The sequence below is a fragment of the Alcaligenes sp. SMD-FA genome (genome assembly GCF_025960365.1).
Classification (GTDB): domain Bacteria; phylum Pseudomonadota; class Gammaproteobacteria; order Burkholderiales; family Burkholderiaceae_B; genus Alcaligenes; species Alcaligenes aquatilis.
Genome location: NZ_CP110108.1, coordinates 1155903 through 1179683 on the forward strand (window position 1 = coordinate 1155903; position 23781 = coordinate 1179683).

Sequence of the window (23781 nt, forward strand, 5' to 3'; positions counted from 1 at the left end):
TTTATGGCACGACACAAGTCCAAACCAAACCCAGGGCGCAACCTGCGCCTGGCCGACCAGATCCAGAAGGATCTGGCGGTCCTGATCCAGCGCGAGATCGACATGACCCGCGCTGGTTTGATTACCTTGACCGGCGTGGAGCTGTCTCCTGACTACGCACACGCCAAAGTGTATTACTCGGTGCTGGGCGCCGAGCCCGAAGTCGCTCAGGCGGCTTTGACCGAGAAGGCCGGTTGGTTGCACTCGCTGCTGTTCAAGCTGCTGCACATCCATACCGTTCCAACTTTGCATTTTCATCACGACCGACAGTTGGAACGCGGCATGGAGCTCTCCAAGCTCATCGACAGCGCCAACCAGGCCGATAGCCAATTGACTGGCTCCGCGTCCAAGTCGGACGAACCAGACGAACAGCCCTGACGCGGCTGTTGTTTCTTCACGGATTGACACACAATGGCTACGCGAAAACGCGGGCAGTTGATTGATGGTGTGCTGCTACTGGACAAGTCCGACGGAATGTCCAGCAACCACGCTTTGCAGCGTGCCCGCCGCACTCTGGATGCCCGCAAAGCTGGCCATACCGGAACCTTGGACCCGTTTGCGACGGGTCTGCTGGTTTGCTGTTTTGGCCGGGCTACCAAAATTTCTGCCACGATGCTGGAAGCAGACAAAGCCTATGAAGCTACCTTGCAGTTTGGACAAGAAACCGATTCAGGCGACTTGACCGGCAATGTGGTGTCTCAGGCTCCGGCAGATTTTGCCGGCGTCACCCTCGAGGCGCTGGAAGCAGTATTGCCTGCTTTCCGAGGACCCATTACGCAGGTGCCGCCCATGTATTCCGCGCTCAAGCGCGATGGCAAGCCCCTGTATGAATATGCCCGTCAGGGTATAGAGCTGGAACGTGAGGCACGACATCTCGTGATTCACGATTTGCAGGTGCAAGACTTTACGCCGCAATCGGCGCGTTTGTTTGTACGTTGCAGCAAGGGAACCTATATCCGGACCCTGGCGCAAGACATTGGACGTGCTCTGGGGTGTTTTGCCCATCTGACGGCCTTGCGCCGGACAGAATTAGGACCTTTTCATATCGACGACGCCTACACCCTGGATGGGTTGCAGGCGATGGAAGACCCGATGTCGGCCTTGCTGGCCATCGAGAGCTTGCCTACCGAGATTTTGCCCAAAAAACTTCAATCAGAAGGATGAGTTATGAGACGCGCATTGCGCAATGTGGCCATTATTGCCCACGTTGACCACGGGAAGACCACCCTGGTCGATCAATTGTTGAGACAGGCAGGTACGTTCCGTGACAACGAACATATCTCCGAACGTGTCATGGACTCGGGCGATATCGAGAAAGAACGCGGTATTACCATTCTGGCGAAGAACTGTGCCGTCGAATACGAAGGCACCCACATCAACATTATCGACACCCCCGGTCACGCTGACTTCGGTGGTGAGGTCGAGCGCGTGCTGTCCATGGTTGATGGCGTGCTGTTGCTGGTGGACGCGGTGGAAGGCCCTATGCCTCAAACCCGTTTCGTGACTCGTAAAGCGCTGGAACTGGGTTTGCGTCCGATTGTGGTGGTCAACAAAGTTGACCGCCCTGGCGCCCGTCCTGACTTCGCGATCAACGCCACCTTTGATCTGTTCGACAAATTGGGCGCTACCGACGAACAGCTGGATTTCCCCATCATTTACGCATCGGGTCTGTCGGGCTACGCCGGTTTGACCGAAGACGTGCGCGAAGGCGATATGCGTCCTTTGTTCGACGCTATTTTGGAACACGTGCCCCAACGTGAAGACGACGTCAACGCACCCCTGCAACTGCAGATCTGCTCCCTGGATTACAGCTCCTACGTGGGCAAGATCGGTGTAGGCCGTGTGAACCGTGGCCGCGTGCGCGCTGCTCAGGATGTAGTCGTGAAATTTGGTCCTGATGGCGAAGTCATCAAGGGCCGCATCAACCAGGTTCTGAAGTTCAAGGGTCTGGAGCGTGTGTCGGTAGATGAAGCCGAAGCCGGTGACATCGTGCTGATCAACGGTATTGAAGAGTTGGGCATTGGTTGCACGGTAACCGATCCTGCTCACCAGGACGCCTTGCCTTTGCTGCGCATTGACGAGCCTACCCTGACCATGAATTTCATGGTGAACACCTCGCCATTGGCTGGCCGTGAAGGCAAGTTCGTGACCAGCCGTCAGCTGCGCGACCGTCTGGATCGCGAGCTGAAATCCAACGTGGCGCTGCGCGTTAACGAAACCGACGACGATACCGTGTTTGAAGTGTGCGGTCGTGGTGAGTTGCACCTGACCATTCTGATCGAAAACATGCGTCGTGAAGGCTACGAAATGGCCGTATCGCGTCCACGCGTGCTGATTCGTGAAGAAAACGGCGTCAAGATGGAGCCCTACGAGCAACTGACCGTGGACGTCGAAGACGGCCACCAAGGTGGCGTGATGGAAGAGCTGGGTCGCCGTCGTGGTGACTTGCAGGATATGGTTGCCGATGGCCGTGGTCGTACCCGTCTGGAGTACCGTATTCCCGCCCGTGGCCTGATTGGCTTTCAGGGCGAGTTCATGACGCTGACACGCGGTACTGGCCTGATGAGCCACACCTTTGACGAGTTCCGCCCCATGCGTGAAGGCGCGGTTGGCGAGCGTCGTAACGGCGTGCTGATCAGCCAGGACGACGGTGATGCCGTGGCCTACGCCTTGTGGAAACTGCAGGATCGCGGTCGCATGTTTGTGTCTCCCGGTGATGCCCTGTACGAAGGCATGATCATTGGTATTCACAGCCGCGACAACGACTTGGTGGTTAACCCCATCAAGGAAAAGAAACTGACCAACGTGCGTGCTTCCGGCAAGGACGAGCACATTGATCTGGTTCCACCTATCCGCTTGAGCCTGGAATACGCCGTGGACTTCCTGGATGACGATGAGCTGGTTGAAGTGACTCCCAAGTCCATTCGCCTGCGCAAGCGTTACCTGAAAGAACACGAGCGCCGTCGCAGTCAACGCGAAAGTTAATTCTTCGGGTTTTGCGATAGGAGAAAACGCCTGCTTGATGCAGGCGTTTTTTTTATTCTATATTGGCAGGGTTGGGCCATATGTGAGAAAGTTATTAAGAAGCTGGGGTGTATGCATAATCGCCCCGGCTTGTTTTTTAAATCGGCAAAGGGTGTGAGATAAATAAATTTGATTGGATAACTCATCAAAAAAGAAACGGCCGTTTTAATTTCTGCTTAATACTTATTTGATACAAATTGGCTGGACACATTACTAAGCTCGCTTTGCATAGTCTCAGTGATTGCTGTGTATCATCCTGTTTTTGCTTGATTTTTTTGTGAATCAGGGTGCGCTTCACAGTTTCCCCCATTAAGGAGAATACTGATGGTGCAGCATATTGTGATTGTAGGTGGTGGTATTGGCGGTACGATGACCGCCAATCATCTGGTGACCAAGCTATACCCGGAAATTCGTTCGGGCAAAGTCCGCGTTACCCTGTTGTCCAATTCCCCCTGGCATTATTACAAGCCCGCTTTTATGTATGTGGCTTTTGATGCCTTTTTCCGGGACGAGCTGCGGCGACCGCAAATTTCCCTTTTACGCCCTGAAATTGATTTCCAGCTGGAGGAGGTCAGTGGCTTTGATTTCTCAGCCAGCCGTTTGCACTGCGCCAGCGGTAAGAAGATCGATTACGACTATCTGGTGCTGTCTACGGGTTGCGTGCCATCACCTGAAAAAATCGAGGGCCTGAAAGAGGGCGGTGATCATTTCTATCAGCACGCCCCTGCCCGTCAGTTGGCTGACCGTCTGAGCAGGCTGGAGAAAGGCCGCGTACTGGTTACCGTCACCTTCCCCAAAACCCATAATGTTCCGCATCAGTGCGGCATCGCGCCGGTAGAAACTACCTTGATGCTGGATGAATACCTGCGTCGTCGTGGCGTACGGGACAAGGTGGAGATTGCCTATACCTATCCCACCACCTCCCAGCTCCTGCGTAATTGCCTGTTCATGCAGAACGAGGTTTGCCAGGTTTTGCCGCCAATTTTTGAGGATAGGGATATCAAGCATCAACGCGGTTTTACCTTGAGCCGAGTGGACCCTGAACGCAAGATTGCGTATTCCGAGGAAGGGGCAGAAGAGCCATTTGACCTTTTGATGGCAACACCGCCAATTACGGCAGTTGCAGCGGTTCGTGATTCGGGGATCTCTCAAGCCGCCGACAACGAGGGCTGGGTCCCCACCGATCACCAAACCATGAAGGTGCTGGGCCTGGACAATGTGTACGTGCTGGGTGACACGGTGGACCTGCCCATCAGTAAAGCAGGTGGCTCATGTCACAACCAGTCGCCTGTGGTGGTCAATAATCTGGCCTCCGAGCTGCGATTCGGGCGTACTTGTGACGAATACGACGGCCGTGTGGTGGCGGTAGCCCAAATGGGTCTGGAGGGGGGGATGCCGCTCTGGTATGACTACAAGGAGGATGTGCATCCTACGCCGCCCACCAAGCTGGGTGGCCTGCTGCGCAAGGGCTTTAATCGGGGTATTTACTGGGCCGTGGCCCGTGGCTTGGTCTAAGTCAGGAGAGACAGATGAATTCGGTATCGGATAAATCCTTGAACCCCGGCGATGCGGGTGCGGCTCAGAAGTCCCCCTCTGCCCTGGAAAGCCTGCTTGGAGAGGATCCGGGCATCAAGGGCCTGGATGAGTTGATCGGCAAGATCGAACCCTTATTGGCTGGTGGTCGTTTGAATCGGGTGGTGGATGCCGTGTCCCTGCTGGCCGATCTGGTGGACATGACGGACGACTATATGCTTGAGAAGCTCATGAAGGGCTTTGAGGAGGGCGTAGGAGCCGCCTGGTCAGTTGGAAACGCGGCCCGTATGGCTGCGGATCAAGTGCGAGCCACGGAGACGACCCCGACTCTGATGGGCCTGATACGCCTGGCCAAGGAGCCAGAAGTGCGTCGCGGTCTGACTTTCTTTTTGATGATGGCCGGTGTGATGGGACGTCAGATGCGCTATCAGAACCTGGATCATACGGGCGATTGACAGGGCGCTTGTGTCGCTAAAGAAAAATGGGCCGCTTTTGCAAGCGGCCCATTTTTTTGCTCAGCACCTCAGCACCTCAGCACCTCAGCACCTCAGCACCTCAGCACCTCAGCACCTCAGCACCTCAGCACCTCAGCACCTCAGCACCTCAGCACCTCAGCACCTCAGCACCTCAGCACCTCAGCACCTCAGCACCTCAGCACCTCAGCACCTTAGCGTTTAGTGATTCAGGAACGCCATTTGGCGTTTTTCCACAATCCTGAATGCACCGACCAGAATGAAAGACACGCACAGGTAAATCAATGCGGCAATCCCGTAGGAGGTGAAGGTCTGATAGGTGGCTGCATTGGCATCACGCGCGATCTTGAGCAGGTCGGGAACCGTGGCGGTAAAGGCCAGTGAGGTGGCATGCAGCATCAGGACCACTTCATTGCTGTAAGCCGGCAGGACACGACGCAGGGCTTGCGGCAAGATTACGCGGCGGTACAAGGTCCAGCCGGACATGCCATAGGCACGGGCCGACTCGACTTCACCAGAAGGCATGGAGCGGATGGCACCGGCAAAAATTTCGGTGGTGTAGCCGACTGTATTCAAGGTCAGCGCCAGAATCATGCAGTTAAAGCCGCTCATGAAGAAAGCTTCCAGTGCAGGCACCGATTTGACAATGGCCAGCTTGTACATGGCGGTGTAGATCAGCAGGATCTGCACATACAAGGGCGTACCACGGAAAAAATAAGTGAAGGCACCGATAGGGCGCGACAGCCAGGCTTTGCCGGAAACGCGGCCAATGGCCATGAAAATCGATAGGAAAAAGCCGATCACAACCGAAATCACCAGCAGCCACAGGGTCATGGCCAGGCCCGAGAGCTGACCATTGCTTTGGTACAGATAGGCGCGCCAGAATTCGTTCAGAACATCCATTAGAACTGCGCTCCTTTCACGCCAATGTTGTAGCGTCGTTCCAGGTAGCCCAGCCCGATATTGCTCACAGCGGTCAGGCCCAGATAGATCAGGGCGGTGATGCCCACAAACAAGAAGGAATTGAAGGTCGCGTTCCCCGCGTTTTGGGCAATCTTGACCACATCGCTCAGGCCGATCAAGGACACCAGTGCGGTGGATTTGAGCAGGATTTGCCAGTTATTGCCCAGTCCGGGCAGCGCGTAGCGCATCATTTGCGGGATCTGGATGCGGTGCAGAACTTGCCAGGCGCTCCAGCCACAGGCCTTGCCCGCCTCCATCTGGCCTTTGGGGATGGCCATCAGGGCACCGCGAAAGGTCTCGGCAAAGTAGGCACCATAAATAAAGCCCAGGGTGACCACACCGGCACCGAAGGGATCGATCTCGATCATGTCCCATTCCAGCCAGTCTGTCAGTTCGTTCAACCAGATTTGCAGGCTGAAAAAGAACAACATCAAGAGCACCAGGTCCGGGACGCCCCGAATCAAGGTGGTATACAAACCGCCCACCCAACGCAGCAGCGAAGCGCGAGACAGTTTCATCAGGGCAGCGACCAGACCGAGTACCAGGGAAACCAGCAGCGAGAGCACAGCCAGTTTGATGGTTTCCCAGGTGCCGACCAGCAACTGTGGCCCATAACCGTAAAGCAACATGGTTCAGGTATCCAGGTCAGGGCGCAATGCGAATGTTTTCTTTTTGGAAGTATTTGTCGGCAAAGGTCTGCATGGTGCCATCGGCCTTCATTTCGCGCAGAACTTCATCAATGGTTTTTTTGAGTTTTTTGTTGCCTTTACGAATGCCCATGGCAATGGGTTCGTTCAAAATGGGGCTGTCGTCCACGGTGCTGCCGGTCAGCTCAAAATCGGCGCCGGCCGGTTTGCTCAAAAAGCCTTCGATGGCGTTCTGGGCTTCCTGGAAAGTGGCGTCAACCCGGCCGCCGGCCAGGTCATTGAAGGCATCGGTATAGCTGGGGTAAGCCACAATGGTGACACCGTTATTGGCCCAGTTCTGGCGCGCATAGGTTTCCATGGTGGTGCCTTGCTGCACGCCCACACGCTTGCCTTTCAGGGATTCGGCGGTGGGCTCCAGGCCGCTGCCTTTGCGTGCGGCCAGGCGCACCGGCACGATGTACATGGGCTCGCTAAAGTCGATGACCCTGGCGCGCGCCTCTGTAGCTGTCATGGTGGAATTGGCCAGATCGAACTTGCGGGCTTGCAGGCCGGGGATCAAGCTGTCAAAAGACTGGTCGATCCACACGCACTTGGCCTGCAGGCGTTTACAGATTTCGTTGCCGATATCGATATCAAAGCCTTGCAGCTCGCCACTGGGGTCCAGAAACTCGAAAGGGGGATAGCCCGCTTCCGTGGCAAAACGGATTTCGGATGGTTCGTCTGCGTGAGCGGCAACGGGTACTAAAGCACTGCAAAAAGCCACCATCAGGAGGCGGGCAATCATTTTGTTCATGTGAAGGACTCCGGCAAATATCGACTAGCTTGTGGCATTCAATACAAATTCGGCCCTGCTGATGGAGGGCCGAAGAAAGACTGCAAATTTAACCCGTACGCCTTACTGGGGCAATGCGGGTTCCGCCCTAGGCAGCACGCAGCATTGGTTGATGTAGCCCATGACCTCGTCCAAATCGTCGGTCAGGACCAGTAAATTCAGGTCTTTGGGGCCAATCAGCCCCATCTCCATTAAATGCTCACCAATCCAGTCGATCAGGCCGGACCAAAAGGAAGTGCCGATCAGTACAATGGGGGCGGGTGGGACTTTGCCTGTTTGAACCAGGGTCATGACTTCAAACAGCTCGTCCAGGGTGCCAAAGCCGCCAGGCAGGGCAATGTAGGCCCAGCTGTGCATGAAAAAGGTCGCCTTGCGCGAGTAGAAGTATTCGAACTGAAGACTGTGCGTCTGGTAAGGGTTGTTGGTGGTTTCGTGGGGCAAGCGTATATTCAGGCCAACACTTTGCCCGCCTGCTTCGTATGCGCCTTTATTGGCGGCTTCCATCAGGCCAGGGCCGCCGCCCGCAATCAGGGTGACGCCCGCTTCGGCCAGCCGACGGCCCAGTTTCTGGGCCAGTTCGTAGTAAGGATGGCCGGGTTTGATGCGTGCGCTGCCGAAAACACTTACGCCAGCACCCATTTCTTTTAATGTATCGACCGCAGTTTGCAGCTCCTTCATGATGGTAGGAATCTGCTCAGAGGCCGGTAAACGGACGATTTTATTGTTAGACATGAAAAAAACCTTGTTGCTCGTTGATGGTTCCAGCTATCTGTACCGAGCGTACCATGCGATGCCTGATCTGCGAAACGCGCAAGGCCAGCCTACAGGCGCCTTGTACGGGGTCATCAATATGTTGCGCCGCCTGCTACAGGATTATCAGGCCGACTATATGGTATGCGTTTTCGATGCCAAGGGCCGCACCTTCCGGGACGATCTGTACGATCAATACAAGGCTAACCGGCCCTCCATGCCCGAAGATATGGCGGAGCAAATAGAGCCTATTCACAAAGCGGTACGCGCCATGGGCTGGCATCTGATTTGTCAGTCCGGCGTGGAGGCTGACGATATCATCGGCACACTTTCTCGTCTGGCGGCCGAAAACGGTATCGAGACGGTGGTCTCTACCGGAGATAAGGACCTGGCCCAGCTGGTCAATGAGCATGTGCAGCTGGTCAACACCATGAGTAACGAAAAGCTGGATATAGAGGGGGTCACCAATAAGTACGGAGTACGCCCAGATCAGATTATCGATTATTTGATGCTGATTGGCGACACCTCGGACAATATTCCGGGCGTACCCAAGGTGGGCCCCAAGACAGCCGCCAAGTGGTTAGGTGAATATGGCAGCCTGGATGAGTTGTTGCAGCATGCCGACAAAATCAAGGGTGTGGCTGGCCAGAATCTGCGCGATTTCAGCGCTAACTTTGAAATGACGCGCAAGCTGGTGACGGTCAAGCTCGATTGTGAGGTGCCTGGTTTTACGGGTGACTTCGGTGCGCTGGAGCCGGAGCCCCGTGACAATGCTGTGTTGCAGGATATCTATGAAACCTATGGTTTCCGCAGCTGGTTGCGTGAATTGACGGATGATCCCAAGCGCGTGCCTGCCCAGGATGCCCGCGTCCAGGCTGAAACGCCTGCGGCACCCGCTGAGCTGGATTATCAGACCGTCACGACGAAAGAGCAATTGCAGTCCTTGCTAAGCCTGCTGGAGAAGGCCGAGCTGGTGGCGCTGGATACGGAAACCACGTCCTTGGACCCTTTGATGGCGCGTCTGGTGGGCTTGTCTGTATCGGTCAAGGCGGGCCAGGCTTTTTATGTGCCGGTCGCTCACCGTGGTTCGCTGGATGTAGAGCAGTTGGATAAAGACGATGTGCTGGAAACTCTACGTCCCTGGCTGGAAAACGCAGAGGCGGCCAAGGTCCTGCACAATGCCAAATACGATACGCATGTCCTGCTCAATGAAAAAGTCAGCTTGCGCGGTATCCGCGAGGACACCATGTTGCAGGCGTATGTCTTGCAGTCGCACAAGCGCGTCAGCATGGATGAGCTGGCCTTGCAATGGCTGGGTTTGAAAGGCACGTCTTACGAGGATATTTGCGGCAAGGGTGCCAAGCAGATCGGTTTTGACGAGGTGGACATCCCTGTTGCGTCTCACTATGCCTGTGAAGATGCGGACTACACCTTGCGTTTGCATCAGTGCCTGCGTCCTCAAGTGGCCAAGCAAGAAGGTCTGGAGCGTATTTATTTGCTGGAAGTGCAGGCTTCGGATGTGCTGACGATTGTGGAGCGCAATGGCGTCAAGATTGATGTGCCTACCTTGGCGCGTCAAAGCCACGAGCTGGGCCAAAAAATGCTGGAGCTGGAAAACAAGGCTTACGAGTTGGCCGACCAGCCTTTCAACATGAACTCCCCCAAGCAAGTGGGCGAGATTCTGTTCGGCAAGCTCGGTATTCCAGTGGTTCGTAAAACGGCCAGTGGTGCTCCGTCTACTGACGAGGACGTCTTGACCCGCTTGGCTCAGGATTACCCCTTGCCGCAGGTGCTGCTGGAGTACCGTGGTCTGGCCAAGCTCAAGTCCACTTATACGGACAAGCTGCCCAAAATGGTGAATCCGGACAGTGGCCGTGTGCATACCCGTTATGCACAGGCTGCCGTGATAACTGGGCGTCTGGCCTCCTCCGATCCTAACTTGCAGAACATTCCGGTGCGTACGGCAGAAGGGCGTCGTGTTCGTGCCGCCTTCGTGTCCGAGTTGGGCAAAGTGGTCTCGGCTGACTATTCCCAGATCGAATTGCGTGTGATGGCGCATGTATCGGGTGACGCCAATTTGCAGCAGGTCTTTGAGCAGGGTGGGGACGTGCACACAGCGACCGCTGCCGAGATTTTTGGTGTGGATGCCAAAGATGTTAGCTCTGACCAGCGCCGTGCCGCCAAGGCGATTAACTTTGGTCTGATCTACGGCATGGGTGAGTTTGGTCTGGCCAGCAACCTGGGCATTACCCGTGATGCTGCCCGTGCTTATATTGATCGCTACTTCGCTCGCTATCCTGGCGTGGCCAGCTACATGACTCGCATCAAAGCCCAGGCTCATGAGCAAGGTTATGTGGAAACCGTGTTTGGTCGCCGCCTATGGCTGCCGGAACTGAAAGGTGCAAAAGGGCCGCGCATGGCCGGTGCAGAGCGTGCCGCCATTAATGCACCGATGCAGGGCACGTCGGCTGACCTGATCAAAATGGCCATGGTGGCTGTGCAGCGTTGGCTGGAAGAAAAGGGTCTGCGCACGCAGATGGTGATGCAGGTCCATGACGAACTGGTATTCGATGTACCTGAGGACGAGCTGGATATTTTGCGTGAAAACCTGCCTGGCCTGATGTGCAATGTGGCCAAGCTGGATGTCCCACTGGTTGCCGAGGTGGGGGTGGGCGATAACTGGGAACAGGCGCACTAAAGGCTTCTGATAGACTCAACAGCAAGGCGACCTGATGGTCGCCTTGCTTGTTTTCGAGTCGCTGGAGTTTCGCGGGCCGGGTGTGGCACGCTTTGATGATGTATCTAGTCCTCGTTGGAGCGTACCCGGTTGGGAAGCAGCTCGTCGTGCTTGGCTAGAATCGGATAGGCTGCCGCGCTGACCAGATAGGAGTTAATGGTGCGTACGTCACGCAAGATCTCCAGATACAAGGAGCCTTGCTCGGCAACGTCCAACTGACCGGCCTTGATCTGGCGAAGATGACGGTCCGCAGCTGCAACTTCCAGTTCGCGGAAAAAGTCTTTTTCAAACGCCAGGAAGCGGGCCGTTTTGACGTCCTCGGCTACAAACAGAGCTGCGGCCTGACGTTGGTTTCGAATTAGCCTGTCCATGACCTTGCCGATCTCGGCTTGCTCTTCCGTTTGCAGTATCCAGCCCTGTTTGCGCAGCTTGGCCGTATGGCTGAGCAAGCCATTGACGCTGATGGTGGCGGCGTGCGAGATATTGGTGGAAAAAGTCAGAATATCGTTCAGGCGACGCGTATCTTTCTTGTTCAGGTTTTCCTGATCCATGCTGGCCAGATATGTAGTGATCAATGGCTCCAGACGGTTGACGGCATTGCTGATATAGCGCGCATGGTTAATGCTTTGGGCACTATTGCTCAGCATGTTCTGGCGGGCCGTGTCCAGGATCTCTTGCAACATATCAGACAGGCGCAGTGCTTCCCGCGCCGCATTGCCCAGGGCCACCGCAGGGACTTCCTGGGCAGATTGGTCCAGATACAAAGGCAGGCCAGGATCATCCGGGTCGGTGCGACGGGGCAGATAACGGCTCAGCAGGCGCGAATAGGGTTTGAGCAAAGGCAGGAACAAGGCCGCCACGGCCAGATTGAAGAAGGTGTGGAAGTTGGCCACGGCACGGGCGGGTTCATCGGTGAACCAGCTCATCAAATCCGGAATCCAGGGCAACACAATCATGCCAATCAGACAGCCAAACACACGTGTGCCTAAGTTGCCTATGGGCACACGTTTGTTGGCTGGGTCTTTCGTGCTGCCAGCCCCTTCCAGAATCGGATTGATGGCGGTACCCACGTTAGCACCCAGCACCAGCGCGTAGGTTAGCTGCGGGTCCATATGCTGATGGCTGGCCAGCGAGATGATCAGCACCACAATAGCCACACTGGAGTGCGCGGCCCAGGTCAGCAGTGCCGCCAGCAACATACCCGTCATGGGACTGCCTGCCAGAGCTTCCAGAATGGTTTGCAGCAGGGGGGCGTCCTGAATGGGCGAGAACAGGCCCACTAACTCATGCAAGGACAGCAGCAAAAGGCCCAGGCCAATAAAGACGCGGCCCAGGTCGCGTCGGCGTCCAGGCTCTTGCGAGCGGAATAACCAAACACCCAGAAGAATCAGGGCAGGAGCCAGCGCGGTCATCTTGAAGGACAGCAGTTGCACGATCAGCGTCGTGCCCACATTGGCGCCCAACATGGCGGCCAGGGCCGGAACCAGGGCAACCATGCCGGTGGCGGCAAAGCTGGTAATCATCAGACCGGTGGCGGTACTGCTTTGAATGGCGGCGGTAATGGCCGCACCCGCAAAAAAGGCGCGACGGGGGCGACCCAATGCGTGACCCATCCAGATGCCCAGTTCGGCACCGAAGGCGCGTTGCACACCGCTTTGCACCATGTGGATACCCCACAGGAGCAAAGCGATATATCCCCCGAAATCGAGAAGTGCGAAGATTTCTTTCATGGCTAAATAATAGCCCAGCGCATCTTACAAGCGTGAGTCTCAGAATTCAGGGGAGCACACTCAGGTCTTGGGGCTTATGCCGCGCTTGGACTGTAGGGGCAGGCCGACTCTGGTTAGTCTGATATTTTCAGGGGAGCTATGCATGGCAAGGAGGCAGTTTGCACTAAGAAATGAAAACGCCCCAAAAGCACATAGGCTTTTGGGGCGTTTTGTTGGGTTGTGCCGTTCAGGCTGCCGGTGTGCTTAGACCGATTGGGCGTTTTGCAAAGCCTGGATACGTGCCGCGATAGGAGGGTGGGATGCAAAGATCGCGCTGATCGAACGACCACCCGAAATACCGGAGGCCTCAAAGTTCTTGGGCAGCTCACCAGGAGCCATGCCACCCAGACGGGCCAGAGCATGGATCATGGGCTGGCGCGAACCCAGCAACTGGGCGGAACCGGCATCGGCGCGGTATTCACGCTGACGGGAGAACCAGGCCACGATGATGGAGGCCAGCACGCCAAAAATCAGCTCAAACACAAAAACCGAGGCGTAGTAACCCATGCCCACGTCGCGATCGTTGCGCAACAGCACGCGGTCCACAAAGTAGCCGGCCAGACGGGCCAGGAAGATCACAAAGGTATTCACCACGCCCTGGATCAAGGTCAGGGTGACCATGTCGCCGTTGGCAATGTGGGCAACCTCATGACCGAGCACCGCCATGACTTCTTCTTCGGTCATGCCGCGCAACAAGCCTGTGGACACGGCGACCAGAGCATCGTTCTTGAAGGCGCCAGTGGCAAACGCGTTGGGCTCGCCGTCGTAAATAGCCACTTCTGGGCGGCCAATACCGGCGCGGTCCGCCAGTTGGTGCACGGTATCGACCAGCCACGCTTCTTCCGCGTTGGCGGGGGCGTTGGGATCAATGACACGCGCGTTCACGCTTTGCTTGGCCATCCACTTGCTCATCAGCAAGGAAATGATGGCGCCGGTGAAACCGACCAAGGCCGAGAAAATCAGCAATTGAGTCAGATCCAGACCTTGCGCGTTCAGGTAACGTCCCACACCCAAAATATTCATGGAGGCGCTGAGCACCAGCATGACGGCCAAGTTGGTTATTAAAAAAAGGACAATTCGTTTCATGAATGCGGATTCCGGTATGACAAAAGAAATCGTGACCGTGGAAAGACGATCGGCCCGAATTTTAGCCTTGATTCCAGGCGTGATAATAAAAGATTCAGCCTTTAGTCAGCTTTTGATCAAGATAGTTTCTTGAGCTGTCTTTCAAGTTGTGGTCTAACTGGTCTGGATATGGGGTTACCGAGCCACTTTTGCAAGGCGGAGAGTATAGTAATGGCTTTCCCTTATTACTGATTTGGTCTGATCACATGCAGTCATTGTGGATGCTGGTAGCCTGCGCCATGTTTGCCATTATGGGGGCCTGTGTCAAAGTGTCCGCCGATGCTGGGGCGTCGATGGCACAAATCGTTTTGTTCCGGGGTGTGCCCTCGGTCCTGCTGTTAGTGTTCTGGGCCAAGAGCCGTGGTTTGCGGCTGGCCCCTCAAAGTTGGAAGCTGCATATCCGGCGTAACGTTTCCGGGGTCAGTTCCATGTGGTTGGGTTTTCTGGCCCTGGCAAATCTGCCCTTGTCCACGGCCGTCAGCCTGAATTACACCGCTCCCTTATTTATTGCTTTCTGGATGCTGGCCTGGGGTGGCACCCAGCGCGACCCTGTGCGTCTGATTGCGGTGCTCTTGGGTTTTATGGGTGTGATCGGTGTGCTGCGTCCCAGTATTACGCCTGATCAATGGTGGGCTGCCATGTTGGGGCTGTGTGCGGGTGCCTTAAGTGCGGTGGCCATGATGCAGGTACGTGCTCTAGGACGTTCAGGTGAGCCTGAATGGCGCACCGTGCTGCTGTTTTCCTGTTTTGTCGTATGCTCCAGTCTGGTTGGCCTTTTGTGGGAAGGTTGGCGCGAACTGAGCTGGCGCGCCTGGCTGTCCCTGTTGGGCGTAGGCTTGTCTGGTTTGTTTGGGCAACTGACCATGACGCGTGCTTTTGGACTGGGTTCGGCCTTGTTGACCGCAGCCTTGCAATACACCACCATTATTTTCGCCGCCCTGATTGGTATCGCTTTCTGGGGGGATGTGCCTGACGGGGTAGCCTGGGCAGGTATGGCATTGATTATCGGGTCTGGCCTGTTGTCAGCCTGGCGCACCTACAGCGAGGATCGTATCTTGCGAGGTCAGGCCGCGGCAGCCGAGCGGGCTCCCGTCAAGGAGGCAGAACGTGTTTGAATTTCTGATTAGCGCAGAACAAGTCCAGGCCAATCTGAATAACTCAGAGTGCTTGATTCTGGATGTACGCCATGACTTGATCGACCACCAGGCAGGACGACGCGCTTATGAGCAGGGGCATATTCCGGGTGCGGTGTTTCTGGATCACGAGGTTGATCTGGCTGCTCCCAAGACTGGGCTGAATGGCCGTCATCCTTTGCCCAGTCGTCAGGTGCTGGCCCAGCTTTTGCAGCAAAGCGGCTTGCGTGACGGCATGCAGGTTGTGGTCTACGATGCCCAGGGTTCCTTGTTTGCCAGCCATATGTGGTGGATGCTGCGTTGGTTGGGGCATCCCCAGGTCGCCATTCTGGATGGTGGCTGGCAGGCCTGGCAACAACTGGGCGGAGCCCAAGAAAGCGGCCCGGCTAGGCCCGCCCCGGCAGCGGCTGAATTGAGCATCCCTGAACAGGCGGCCATGCCTACCGTGCAAACGGATCAGGTACTGAAGAACCTGTCCAAACCTATTTTCACTGTGCTGGATGCGCGCGCTGCCGAACGATATCGCGGAGATGTGGAACCGATGGACCCGGTCGCGGGTCATATCCCCGACGCGTTGAACCGTTCGCACCTTAATAATCTGGATGAACAAGGGCGCTTCAAGCCGGCTGAGCAGCTACGTCAGGAGTATCGGGACTTGCTGGGGACGATTTCGGCAGAGATGGTGGTCCATCAGTGTGGTTCGGGTATTACGGCTTGTCACAATCTTTTTGCCATGGAATTGGCGGGGCTGTCTGGCTCCAGTATTTATCCAGGCTCCTGGAGTGAATGGGTCAGTGACGCCAGCCGGCCTGTTGCGCGCAGCTAGTCAAAGGCAAGAGACTTCTGGTGCTGAGAAAGCCGCCCCAAAGCGGCTTTTTTACTGTCAGGTGACTCCAAGGCTCGGCGCCCCCGGTAAAAAGCGTCCTCGTGGGAGGGCGGCAAGCCACAGGCTCCCGTACAATGCCACATCCAATTGTGGCCTCAGGTAGTCCGGACGGCCCTCATTGATCAGGAATAGTTATGGTTAAATCTCGCGATGATAATCAAAGTGCCCAGGCGCCAGACCAGCAGGATTTTGAGTCCGCTCTGGCGCAATTGGAAGCGCTGGTCGCTCGCATGGAAAGCGGGGCGCTGCCGCTGGAGCAGGCTTTGCAGGCTTACGAGCAGGGTGTGGAGTTAGCCCAATTGTGTCAGCGCAAACTAGACCTTGCCCAGGAACAGGTCAGTGTATTGCAGGGCAATCTGCTGCGTCCCTTGTCGGGGGATGAGGCTGTTGGAGATAGTTAAGATGAGTTCTACCAGTTTTTCTGATTGGCTGCAGGCGCGGGTTGAGCAAACTGAGACCGTACTGGATCAGTCCTTGCCCCCTGTCAGCCAGGAACCTGCTCGTTTGCACGAAGCCATGCGCTATAGTGTGCTGGGTGGTGGCAAGCGTGTGCGTGCTGCCTTGGTCTATGCCGCAGGCGAGGCCGCCCTGCAAGGCAAGCCTATGGCGGCTGCTCAACTGAAAGCATTGGAGCTGGCTGCGGCGGCGGTGGAGTTGATTCACGCCTACTCGCTGGTTCATGATGATTTGCCTTGCATGGACGACGATAAATTGCGTCGTGGTCGCCCAACTACCCATGTCCAGTTTGATGAAGCCTGCGCCATGCTGGCAGGCGATGCCTTACAGCCCTTGGCCTTCGAGCTGTTGGCGCAAATGCCGATTGCCCCTGCCTTGATCGTGCAAGCCATTACCCAATTGGCTCAGGCTGCGGGCAGTGCCGGCATGGCTGGTGGTCAGGCGATTGATTGTGAAAGCGTGGGCATTGCCCTGGACCGCGATCAACTGCAAGAAATGCACAGCATGAAAACCGGCGCCATGTTGCAGGCCAGCGTGTTGTTGGGTGGTATTGTGGCGGGTGCCTCATCCACTGTACGTAATGGTTTGGAAGAGTATGCCCAGGCCGTCGGTCTGGCTTTCCAGGTCGTGGACGATATTCTGGATGTGACAGCCGATACCGCCACGCTGGGCAAGACAGCCGGTAAAGATGCGGCCGATAACAAGCCTACCTATGTCTCCATCCTGGGTATGGACGGATCGCGCGAGTTGCTCGGTGCCCTGAATGAGCAGGCTCAGTTGGCTTTGCGTCCCTTGGGGCCTGCCGCTGCGCGCCTGATGCAACTGGCTGACTATATCGTGGGCCGCAATCATTAAGCGACGTGGGCCTGTGCTACTTTGGCACAGGCCGCGAAGCGTTTTACAATAGCCGATTGGCGATTGTCTTTGGACAGTCGTTTCACTTATTTGCCCGGATAGACGTCTTTAGTATGACAACCGTTTCCCTAGAGCAGATTCAGTCTCCCGCCGACTTGCGCCAGCTTGATCAACGTGATCTTCCCGAGCTGGCACGACAACTGCGCGAGTTTGTTCTGCAGTCCGTATCCAAAACCGGTGGGCATTTGTCGTCCAATCTGGGCACGGTTGAATTGACCACCGCCTTGCACTATGTGTTCGAGACGCCCCATGACCGTATCGTGTGGGATGTGGGTCATCAGTCCTATCCGCACAAGATTCTGACTGGCCGGCGCGATCAGATGGGAAGCTTGCGTCAGCAAGATGGCATCTCCGGTTTCCCCAAGCGTTCCGAGTCCGAGTACGACGACTTTGGCACCGCACATTCCTCGACCTCGATTTCCGCGGTATTGGGTATGGCCGTGGCCTCGCGCAATGCCGGGATCGAGCGTCAGCACATTGCCGTGATCGGCGATGGCGCGATGACCGCTGGCATGGCCTTTGAAGCCCTGAACAATGCCGGTGTCACCCCCGATGTGAATGTGCTGGTGGTGCTGAACGACAATGACATGTCGATCTCCCCGCCGGTAGGTGCCCTGAACCATTATCTGGCTCGCCTGATGTCGGGCCGCTTTTACGCCGCTGCCAAGAATGTGGGCCGTGCTGTTTTGCAGCATGTGCCGCCCGTTCTGGATCTGGCGCGCAAGTTTGAAGGCCATGCCAAGGGGATTTTGTCTCCGGCCACGCTATTTGAAGAGCTGGGCTTTAATTACGTAGGCCCGATTGACGGCCATGATCTGGACGCGCTGGTCTCTACCTTGAGCAATCTGCGTGATCTGGGTGGTTTGCAGTTCCTGCATGTGGTGACCCGTAAAGGGCAGGGTTACAAGCTGGCCGAGGCAGACCCGGTGCTCTACCACGGCCCTGGCAAGTTCGATCCTTCGGTGGGTTTGGTTAAGCCAACGACCAAGCCGCGCCCGACGTTTACGCAGATCTTTGGCCAGTGGTTGTGCGATATGGCCAAGCAGGACCAGCGCCTGTACGGTATTACCCCTGCCATGCGTGAAGGCAGTGGCATGGTGGAGTTCGAGCAGCAGTTTCCCCGTCGTTATTTTGATGTGGGTATCGCCGAACAGCACGCCGTCACGTTTGCGGGTGGCTTGGCCTGTGAAGGACAAAAACCTGTTGTGGCGATTTACTCCACTTTCTTGCAGCGTGGCTATGATCAACTGATTCACGACGTGGCTTTGCAGAATCTGGATGTTACGTTTGCGTTGGACCGTGCCGGTATTGTGGGCGCAGACGGGGCAACGCACGCCGGTAATTACGACATCGCCTTTTTGCGCTGCATTCCAAACATGGTGGTCGCCGCCCCGTCGGACGAGAACGAAACCCGCTTGTTGCTGACCTGTTGCTACCAGCATCCAGGCCCCAGCTCGGTGCGCTATCCTCGTGGAGCAGGTATCGGTGCTGAAGTAGACCAGGCGCTGAACACTGTGCCGCTGGGCAAGGCCAATTTGCGTCGCCAAGGCAAGAATCTGGCCATTTTGGCTTTCGGACCCGTGTTGCACGAGGCCCTGAAAGCGGCCGAGGTTCTGGACGCTACCGTGGTGGATATGCGTTTTGTGAAACCCATGGACGAAGCCTTGCTGCAAGAGCTGGCACAAAGCCATCAGGCTTTTGTGACGGTGGAAGAAGGCTGTTTGATGGGTGGCGCAGGCAGCGCGGTACTGGAGTTTGTCAGCCGTGATGCGCTGGTGATGCCCGTGCTGCAACTGGGCTACCCTGACGAGTTCATTGACCACGGTGATCAGAAGAAAATAGCTCAGGATCTGGGTCTGGATGCCGCAGGCATCGAGCGTTCAATTCGTGAGCGTTTCTCAAGTTTGTTTGAGGTGTAAGGCAATTGCGACGTATTTGAGGTGTTAAATACCCCAATATGCGTGTTCTTGCTAAGGTTATCGAAGCTCGCTTGCTATAAGCGTAAGATAATAATTCATTATTGTTTTTATTTGCGGTTGCGGCTTTGTCGTGGCTGAACCTGATGGATATGAATACAGTGTCGGAATCGCCTTTGGCCATGCCAGATGTGCAAAGCAGCATGGATACACGCCGTGTTGCGATTCAGCGCGTGGGTGTGCGCGGGGTGCGGCATCCGATGATGCTGGACCTGCAGGGGCAGGCCGTGCCCACCGTGGCGCAATGGGAGTTGACGGTGGCCTTGCCGCCCGAAGAAAAAGGCACCCATATGTCGCGCTTTGTGGCTTTGCTGGAAGAGTATCGTCGTCAAGCCATGACGCCTGCCGGTTTTGTGCAGATGGCCCAGACCATGTTGCCCTTGCTCGGTGCCGGGCGTGGCGACATGACGGCCACCTTCCCCGTGTTTCTGGAAAAAGTGGCGCCCGTATCGGGAGTAGCCAGCCTGATGGATTACACCGTTAGCTGGACGGCGCGCGTCGGTGTGGATGCCCAGCCCGAATTTGAATTATCTGTGCTGGTTCCCGTCACCAGCCTGTGCCCGTGCTCCAAGGCAATTTCAGAGTACGGTGCCCATAATCAACGCTCGCACGTCACTGTGCAGGCCGTGTTTGCGGATCCGGCTGCGCTGGATTTGCCTACGCTGATCAAGTCGGTTGAAGAACAGGCGTCCTGTCAGCTGTGGGGCTTGCTTAAGCGCACTGACGAAAAATACGTCACCGAATACGCTTACGACAATCCTAAGTTTGTCGAAGACCTGGTGCGTGATGTGGCCGTCAGTGTGCGTAGCCTGCCCGGAGTGTTGCGTTATAGCATCGAAGCCGAGAATTTTGAGTCGATTCATAATCACTCTGCCTACGCAAGCGTGCAGGGTTAAGGCTTTTGGCTTGTCAGCCAGCCTTTCTTGGTGCTAGTATCTATGGTTTCTTGCTCGACCCGGATTGAATGGGCGGGCTGTCGCGCTTGGTGCCTGACTGTGTTTGCAGTAGGTAGTAGGCGATATCCACAAGGAGTTGTTCCATGCGTCACTACGAAGTAGTGTTCATTGTGCATCCCGATCAAAGCGAGCAAGTGCCCGCCATGATCGAGCGCTATTCGGCGATTGTTACTTCCGAAGGCGGTGCTATTCATCGTCTGGAAGACTGGGGCCGCCGTCAACTGGCTTACCCAATCCAGAAACTGGTCAAGGCTCACTACGTGTGCCTGAACATCGAATGCGGTCAGTCCACCTTGGACGAACTGGAGCATTCCTTCCGCTACAACGACGCTATCTTGCGTTACCTCGTCGCTGGCACGAAGAAAGCCCCTGAAGGCGCTTCGGTCATGATGAAGTCCGTCGAACGCGAAGAAGCACGTAAAGCAAGTACTGAAGCCAGCGCTCCTGCAGCCGCTGACGCTGAAGCTCAAGCTGAAGAGTAATAGCTCCGACTGCGTGAACCAGTTCTCTCTTGCCGGTCAGCTTATCGACATCAAGCCCTTGCGTTATACGCCGGCGGGTGTCCCAGCTCTGGAGTTGGTTCTGGAACACGAATCTTCCGTAATGGAAGCCGGTCACTCCCGGCAAATCGCTTTGACGATGCAGGCAGTGGCTCTGGGAAATAATGCATTGGGTCTGGCAGACACTCCTTTGGGAGCCCGTTTGCAACTACAAGGTTTTATTGCTCCCGCCCGTAAAGGCTCGACGCGTCTGGTGCTGCATATACAGCACTACCAGCGCCACTTTCCGGGACAAGGCTCTGTTACGGTTTGACTGGTCTGGCTCGATCGTCGCGAAGTGTTCAACACCTCGCTTCACACTGAATTCTTCCGGGTATAGCCCGGTTACTAACGAGGCACAAAATGGCTTTCCGTAGAGGCAAAGACAAAAAACGCAAATTTGCACAACAGAACCCACTGTTCAAACGCCGCAAGTTCTGCCGCTTCACCGTCGCTGGCGTTGAAGAAATTGATTACAAAGATCTGGACACCCTGCGTGATTTCATCCAGGAAAATGGCAAGATCATCCCTGCACGTTTGACGGGCACCAAAGCCCACTACCAGCGTCAGCTGGACACCGCTGTCAAGCGCGCTCGTTTCCTGGCTCTGTTGCCGTACACCGACAACCACAAATAATCCAGAGGAACCTTAGTCATGCAAGTTATTTTGCTCGAAAAAGTCGCCAACCTGGGTAATCTGGGTGACGTTGTGCGCGTACGTGATGGTTACGCCCGTAATTTCCTGCTGCCACGCAAAGTTGCCCGCCGTGCTACGGCTGCTGCTCTGCAAGAGTTCGAAGCACGTCGTGCCGAACTGGAGAAGCTGCAAGCTGAAAAGCTGGCCGCTGCTCAGGCTCAAAACGAAAAGCTGAACGGCCAAACTTTCACCCTGGTTCAAAAAGCCGGCGTGGACGGTCGTCTGTTCGGTTCCGTGACCACCATGGACATCGCCAATGCATTGCAAAATGCGGGCTTTGCCGACCTGGTCAAGACTCAGGTTCGTCTGCCCGACGGCCACCTGAAAGCCGTTGGCGAGTACTCCGTTCAGGTTGCTCTGCACCCTGACGTGACTGCTGAAATCAACGTTGTGGTTCAAGGCGACGTAGCCTAAGACTAGCGCGTTGACGCATGGTACATTCCTTCATGGGGTGTATCTGCCAAGCTAAGAAAAAGCCGGTGCAAGCCGGCTTTTTTGTTTTCTCTTCGTTCAGTCCGAGTAGCGCCAGCACGCCTGCCGCGTGGCTGTGTCCTCGTCTTCGGTCTTGTCAGCCCACTACGCTGTTGAGCCTGACTGTTCTGCCCCCAGATACACGTTTAAGACCGCACAACAGATCCTGTTGGCTGCGGCGTCGATTTTTTTCCTTGATTTGAAGGTATATGCATGGAAAGCAAGTCAGCCAAATCCGATTCAACATTGGATTACCTGAGGGTCCCGCCTCATTCCATTGAGGCGGAGCAGTCGGTGCTCGGTGGCTTGTTGCTCGATAATGCCGCGTTTGACCGAGTGGCCGACATTGTCACCGACGAGGACTTTTATCGTTTTGATCACAAGCTGATCTGGCAACACATTACCCGTTTGATTGGTCTGGCTCGTCCTGCCGACGTGGTCACGGTGTTCGAGTCCCTGTCGGTTGCGGGCAAGCAGGAAGAGGTGGGCGGCCTGGCGTATCTGAATGCCCTGGCCCACAACACGCCATCGGCTGCCAACATTCGTCGCTACGCCGAAATCGTGCGCGAGCGCTCCACGCTGCGCAAGCTGGTCACCGTTGCTGATGATATTTCTTCAGCGGCGTTCAACCCCCAGGGCAAGGAAGCCCGCCAGATTCTGGACGAAGCGGAAACCCGTGTGTTTCAGATCGCTCAGGAAGGGGCGCGCGGCTCTCAGGGTTTTCTGGAAATCCAGCCTTTGCTCAGCCAAGTGGTAGAGCGTATTGACGAGCTCTACCATCGTGAAGGCGACTCGGAAGTGACCGGGGTGCCTACGGGTTTTGTGGATCTGGACAAGATGACCTCGGGCCTGCAAGCCGGTGACCTGGTAATTGTGGCGGGTCGTCCTTCCATGGGTAAAACCTCGTTCTCCATGAACATTGGTGAACACGTAGCCATTGCCCAGGGTTTGCCGGTGGCCGTGTTTTCCATGGAAATGGGCGCGGTGCAGTTGGCTATGCGTATGGTGGGCTCGGTCGGTTTGCTGGACCAGCACCGCATGCGTACCGGCAAGCTGACTGCCGATGATTGGCCGCGCTTGACGCACGCGGTGCAGCAGGTGCAGGAAGCCCAGATTTACATTGATGAAACGCCCGGTCTGTCCTCCATGGAAGTGCGGGCGCGGGCTCGACGATTGGCGCGGCAGTGTGGCCAGCTTGGCTTGATCATCATCGATTATTTGCAGCTGATGTCCTCAAGCGGTGGCGAAAACCGGGCAACGGAAATTTCTGAAATCAGTCGTTCCTTGAAAGGCTTGGCTAAAGAGCTGAACTGTCCCTTGATTGCCTTGTCGCAGTTGAACCGAAGTCTGGAACAACGGCCCAACAAGCGTCCTGTGATGAGTGACTTGCGGGAGTCGGGTGCTATTGAGCAGGATGCGGACTTGATCTTGTTTATTTACCGTGACGAGGTCTACAACCCTGACTCACCCGACAAGGGCACGGCAGAAATCATTATTGGTAAGCAGCGTAACGGTCCTATTGGTTCGGTTCGTCTGACCTTTGCTGGCGCCAGTACGCGCTTTTTGGATTACATGCCGACGTAGTAAAGATTGGTATGCGATGCCTACTCGCTGGTGAGTGTTGCTAGGCATCGGGAGCGGGCTACCGCAGAAGAATTAAGGGGAGGCATTTGCCTCCCCTTTGTTATGTTTTACCGGACCAGAGGCAGACCATCAGCAGCAAACGCCACCGGCTCGGCTGGGAGTGGGCTTGTTCTGGCTTTGGAAGGGTGGATCTGAGTTTTGTTGTCCACAGCCTGCAAGCAGGGGAGAAGCCGGCGCGCTGGAGGTTTGGCGATTGATGGGCATAGATAGGCATTGA

General features: G+C 56.0%; 23 protein-coding genes. 17 read left to right on the forward strand and 6 right to left on the reverse strand.

All coding sequences use genetic code 11. The features are described 5' to 3' along the window. Positions 1-3: 3 nt before the first annotated feature. The 5 genes from rbfA to OKX01_RS05320 all read left to right on the forward strand — a co-directional run bounded on the left by rbfA (position 4) and on the right by OKX01_RS05320 (position 5051). Entirely contained in the window at positions 4-417 is a 414-nt protein-coding gene (rbfA, locus tag OKX01_RS05300; RefSeq protein WP_094195991.1) for a 30S ribosome-binding factor RbfA, read from the forward strand. Positions 418-450: 33 nt separating this feature from the next. Further along, complete coding sequence (gene truB, locus OKX01_RS05305) at positions 451-1203, forward strand: tRNA pseudouridine(55) synthase TruB (RefSeq protein ID WP_022983561.1); 753 nt, start codon at positions 451-453, stop codon at positions 1201-1203. 3 nt (positions 1204-1206) lie between these two features. Further along, on the forward strand, positions 1207-3024 hold the full coding sequence (gene typA / locus OKX01_RS05310) for a translational GTPase TypA (protein WP_094195992.1): 1818 nt from the start codon (positions 1207-1209) through the stop codon (positions 3022-3024). Positions 3025-3387: 363 nt separating this feature from the next. Continuing rightward, positions 3388-4578, forward strand: coding sequence for an FAD/NAD(P)-binding oxidoreductase (locus tag OKX01_RS05315; RefSeq protein ID WP_094195993.1), 1191 nt, complete (start codon positions 3388-3390; stop codon positions 4576-4578). 14 nt (positions 4579-4592) lie between these two features. Beyond that, on the forward strand, positions 4593-5051 hold the full coding sequence (locus OKX01_RS05320) for a DUF1641 domain-containing protein (protein ID WP_203226718.1): 459 nt from the start codon (positions 4593-4595) through the stop codon (positions 5049-5051). Between the two features lie 219 nt (positions 5052-5270). On the opposite strand, the gene hisM is transcribed toward OKX01_RS05320, so the two are convergent. The 4 genes from hisM to OKX01_RS05340 all read right to left on the reverse strand — a co-directional run bounded on the left by hisM (position 5271) and on the right by OKX01_RS05340 (position 8243). Next, positions 5271-5972 (reverse strand): histidine ABC transporter permease HisM, encoded by a 702-nt coding sequence (gene hisM, locus OKX01_RS05325; protein ID WP_094195994.1) that lies wholly within the window; start codon positions 5970-5972, stop codon positions 5271-5273. Next, positions 5972-6661 (reverse strand): ABC transporter permease, encoded by a 690-nt coding sequence (locus OKX01_RS05330; RefSeq protein WP_042484236.1) that lies wholly within the window; start codon positions 6659-6661, stop codon positions 5972-5974. The genes hisM and OKX01_RS05330 overlap by 1 nt, the downstream gene beginning before the upstream one ends. Positions 6662-6677: 16 nt before the next feature. Beyond that, complete coding sequence (locus OKX01_RS05335) at positions 6678-7472, reverse strand: ABC transporter substrate-binding protein (protein WP_264672583.1); 795 nt, start codon at positions 7470-7472, stop codon at positions 6678-6680. Positions 7473-7574: 102 nt separating this feature from the next. After that, positions 7575-8243 carry a TIGR00730 family Rossman fold protein gene (locus tag OKX01_RS05340; protein WP_094195996.1) on the reverse strand — a complete coding sequence of 223 codons (669 nt, stop codon included), beginning with the start codon at positions 8241-8243 and terminating at the stop codon, positions 7575-7577. Between OKX01_RS05340 and polA the strand changes: the two genes are divergently transcribed. Continuing rightward, positions 8242-10959, forward strand: coding sequence for a DNA polymerase I (gene polA / locus OKX01_RS05345; protein WP_264672584.1), 2718 nt, complete (start codon positions 8242-8244; stop codon positions 10957-10959). The two genes, OKX01_RS05340 and polA, sit on opposite strands and share 2 nt — an antisense overlap. 104 nt (positions 10960-11063) lie before the next feature. Here polA and OKX01_RS05350 read toward each other — a convergent pair whose 3' ends face one another. Beyond that, positions 11064-12728 carry a Na/Pi cotransporter family protein gene (locus OKX01_RS05350; protein ID WP_094195998.1) on the reverse strand — a complete coding sequence of 555 codons (1665 nt, stop codon included), beginning with the start codon at positions 12726-12728 and terminating at the stop codon, positions 11064-11066. 243 nt (positions 12729-12971) lie between these two features. Then, the gene (gene htpX, locus OKX01_RS05355) at positions 12972-13853 is read right to left on the reverse strand and encodes a protease HtpX (RefSeq protein ID WP_094195999.1); all 882 of its coding nucleotides are present in this window, start codon (positions 13851-13853) and stop codon (positions 12972-12974) included. 245 nt (positions 13854-14098) lie between these two features. On the opposite strand from htpX, the gene OKX01_RS05360 reads away from it, so the two are divergent. The 11 genes from OKX01_RS05360 (at position 14099) to OKX01_RS05410 (ending at position 23504) form a co-directional block, all read left to right on the forward strand. Then, positions 14099-15007 carry a DMT family transporter gene (locus tag OKX01_RS05360; protein ID WP_108727903.1) on the forward strand — a complete coding sequence of 303 codons (909 nt, stop codon included), beginning with the start codon at positions 14099-14101 and terminating at the stop codon, positions 15005-15007. Further along, on the forward strand, positions 15000-15851 hold the full coding sequence (locus OKX01_RS05365; protein WP_376913170.1) for a sulfurtransferase: 852 nt from the start codon (positions 15000-15002) through the stop codon (positions 15849-15851). The genes OKX01_RS05360 and OKX01_RS05365 overlap by 8 nt, the downstream gene beginning before the upstream one ends. A gap of 194 nt (positions 15852-16045) precedes the next feature. Next, positions 16046-16312: an exodeoxyribonuclease VII small subunit gene (locus OKX01_RS05370; RefSeq protein WP_094196002.1), complete on the forward strand. Its 267-nt coding sequence runs from the start codon at positions 16046-16048 to the stop codon at positions 16310-16312. A gap of 1 nt (position 16313) precedes the next feature. Next, positions 16314-17222: a polyprenyl synthetase family protein gene (locus OKX01_RS05375; protein ID WP_108727901.1), complete on the forward strand. Its 909-nt coding sequence runs from the start codon at positions 16314-16316 to the stop codon at positions 17220-17222. Between the two features lie 113 nt (positions 17223-17335). Beyond that, positions 17336-19201: a 1-deoxy-D-xylulose-5-phosphate synthase gene (gene dxs, locus OKX01_RS05380; protein ID WP_094196004.1), complete on the forward strand. Its 1866-nt coding sequence runs from the start codon at positions 17336-17338 to the stop codon at positions 19199-19201. A 149-nt stretch (positions 19202-19350) separates the two neighbouring features. Continuing rightward, complete coding sequence (folE2, locus tag OKX01_RS05385) at positions 19351-20154, forward strand: GTP cyclohydrolase FolE2 (protein ID WP_094198287.1); 804 nt, start codon at positions 19351-19353, stop codon at positions 20152-20154. A gap of 143 nt (positions 20155-20297) precedes the next feature. Then, entirely contained in the window at positions 20298-20696 is a 399-nt protein-coding gene (rpsF, locus tag OKX01_RS05390) for a 30S ribosomal protein S6 (protein WP_003802446.1), read from the forward strand. A 13-nt stretch (positions 20697-20709) separates the two neighbouring features. Beyond that, the gene (priB, locus tag OKX01_RS05395) at positions 20710-21027 is read left to right on the forward strand and encodes a primosomal replication protein N (protein WP_094196005.1); all 318 of its coding nucleotides are present in this window, start codon (positions 20710-20712) and stop codon (positions 21025-21027) included. 89 nt (positions 21028-21116) lie between these two features. Further along, the gene (gene rpsR, locus OKX01_RS05400; RefSeq protein ID WP_003802444.1) at positions 21117-21389 is read left to right on the forward strand and encodes a 30S ribosomal protein S18; all 273 of its coding nucleotides are present in this window, start codon (positions 21117-21119) and stop codon (positions 21387-21389) included. 18 nt (positions 21390-21407) lie between these two features. Then, on the forward strand, positions 21408-21863 hold the full coding sequence (gene rplI / locus OKX01_RS05405; RefSeq protein ID WP_094196006.1) for a 50S ribosomal protein L9: 456 nt from the start codon (positions 21408-21410) through the stop codon (positions 21861-21863). A 270-nt stretch (positions 21864-22133) separates the two neighbouring features. Further along, entirely contained in the window at positions 22134-23504 is a 1371-nt protein-coding gene (locus tag OKX01_RS05410; RefSeq protein ID WP_094196007.1) for a replicative DNA helicase, read from the forward strand. Positions 23505-23781: the final 277 nt, after the last annotated feature.